The organism is Caballeronia sp. (assembly GCF_049581465.1).
Taxonomy (GTDB): Bacteria; Pseudomonadota; Gammaproteobacteria; order Burkholderiales; family Burkholderiaceae; genus Caballeronia.
Genome location: NZ_JBAUSA010001242.1, coordinates 1 through 2,017 on the forward strand (window position 1 = coordinate 1; position 2,017 = coordinate 2,017).

General features: G+C 63.8%; 1 protein-coding gene. It reads right to left on the reverse strand.

What is annotated here, in order from left to right; all coding sequences use genetic code 11:
• On the reverse strand, positions 1-2,017 hold a 2,017-nt coding region (locus tag WCA53_RS30290; RefSeq protein WP_423920084.1), incomplete at both ends, for a hypothetical protein.

Here is a 2,017-nt window from a genome sequence, read left to right on the forward strand (position 1 = left end):
CCTGACATCGCCCATCGGCCACAATGTGAGCGCGAGGTAATGCATCGCCGCGACGCCCGGGTCCCATCCAAAGCGGAACGCGAAATCGTCGTCGCGTCCTGGTTGGAACAAGACCAGCGCGCGTTCCAGATGGTCTTGCGCATCGCGATACTCTCCGGCGAACCAACGTGTGATTCCGATTGCCCGATGGGCGACGCCGGCCTCCGGCGAATCGGGCCTCGCCTCGACGTCACCGAGGAACGCCTTGGCGTGGGCCTTCATCGTCGACAACTCCCCGCGAACGAAGCTGCCGACCCATAAGCCGTAGTGGGCCGCCAGCCCTTCGAAGGCATCCTCTTCGCCAACCGCCGACTCACGGGCTTTGCTGAATGCTTCCGCCGTTTCCGGCGCGCCGTAGCCGCGCGCCGCGATCAGCGCGTTACCGTACGCCGTGTGCAGATGCAGCCGCCGCTGACGTTGCGCCGCTGCGGCCTTGACCTCATCCGTCTGCATTAGCGCCGCGAGCAGCGCCTGCGCCTCGGCGATCTCAGGCATTTCGGGCGTCGGCGAAAACCCTTCGAGCGCGGGAGCGAGGGTTGCATAAGCGTCGGCGGGGCGGGCGCTCGATTGATAGAGCTTCGCTAACCTCAACGCGGCTTGCAGGCCGAAGCTGCGCGCGCCCCGCTCTCGCCCGATGGCAATGGCGGCGAGATATGCATCCTCGGCGCGCGCGGGATTTTGGGGATCCGCTTTCAAGAGGATGTCGCCGCGAATGCGATGGAGGAACGCGTCAGTCCAGTGTTCTCCCGTCTCGCCCGGCAGCTCTAGCCCTGCGTTGATCTGTGCAGTCGCCTCGTCCGCGCTCTGGCATTCAGCGTCGAGTTCGGCAAGTGTGCCGAGTAAATGTGGCCTACCAGCTCGGACGCCCGCTTCAGTGCGCTTCCCCAAGGCGTGACGCATTTCAGCTCGCGCGGCCTCGCGATCGCCAAGCCGCGCACGCGCCCATGCACGGTAGATCTCTCCCTCCATGAGATACAAGGCCAACCCGTTTGATGTTGCGATTTCGATCAGCTCATCTGCATCACGCAGGGCCGACTCGGCGTCGTCGCGAAACATTCCGAGCATCGCCTTAAAGAAGCGCGAGTTAGCCAGCGTCGGAATATGTCCCAAGGCGTCAGCGCGCGCCGTCGCTTGATCGATCAGCTCACGCGCCCGCGCGACTTCGCCGAACTGCCAACTGACATGCGCCAGGTAAGCAGTCGCGGCAATTCCAGAGTCGAGGGCATGACGGCACTTAGTGGCGCTGTTCCAGTCAGGATCGTAAATCCTGATGGCTTCCTCGAGATGCATGCGAGCGTCCGGCAAAGCGCCCGCATGAAGGTATACAAGGCCGGACAGGCGGTGCGCGGCGACAATGTCTGGCAACTCACCTTCGGCGATTGATTCTCGTAGGAAGGTCAGGGCCATCGACAGCGCCTGATTCACTTCACCGTTCACCAAGTGTGTCGCGATCTGGACGTAGTAGGCGTTGAGGCGCTCTGCGATATCTTCCTTTCCCGAGACCAGTTCTTGGACGCGCGCGACGGCCGCTTTTGTTTCATCGGCGGCGTAGCCGCGAGACCATGCAATCGCGCGAGCGTAGTTAGTCTGTAGTTTCAGCCGTTGGCCAATCGGACCCGCGCCGCCTGCGTCTCCTCCTCCCTTGTCCGCCATCTCGATCGCCTTGCCGAGATGGGCGATCGCCTCCTGAAAGGCCGATCGACGGAGCGCCTGGTCGCCGGCCTTGCCCCACCATTCGATCGCAAGGTCGCTGAGGTCCGCCTGAGTGAAATGATGGGCGATCGCCTCGGGCTCGGCGTTCGCGTCGCGCAAAGCCTCGGCCGCGCGGCGGTGCAGCGCCTGGCGGCGGCTCTTGAGCAGGCTGTCATAGGCCGCGTCCTGGATCAGCGCATGCTTGAAGCGATAGTTGGCCTGCGGCGGCGCGCCCTCGACGAACAGAAGATCGGCGTCGGCAAGCCGATCCAATGATGCTTGAAGC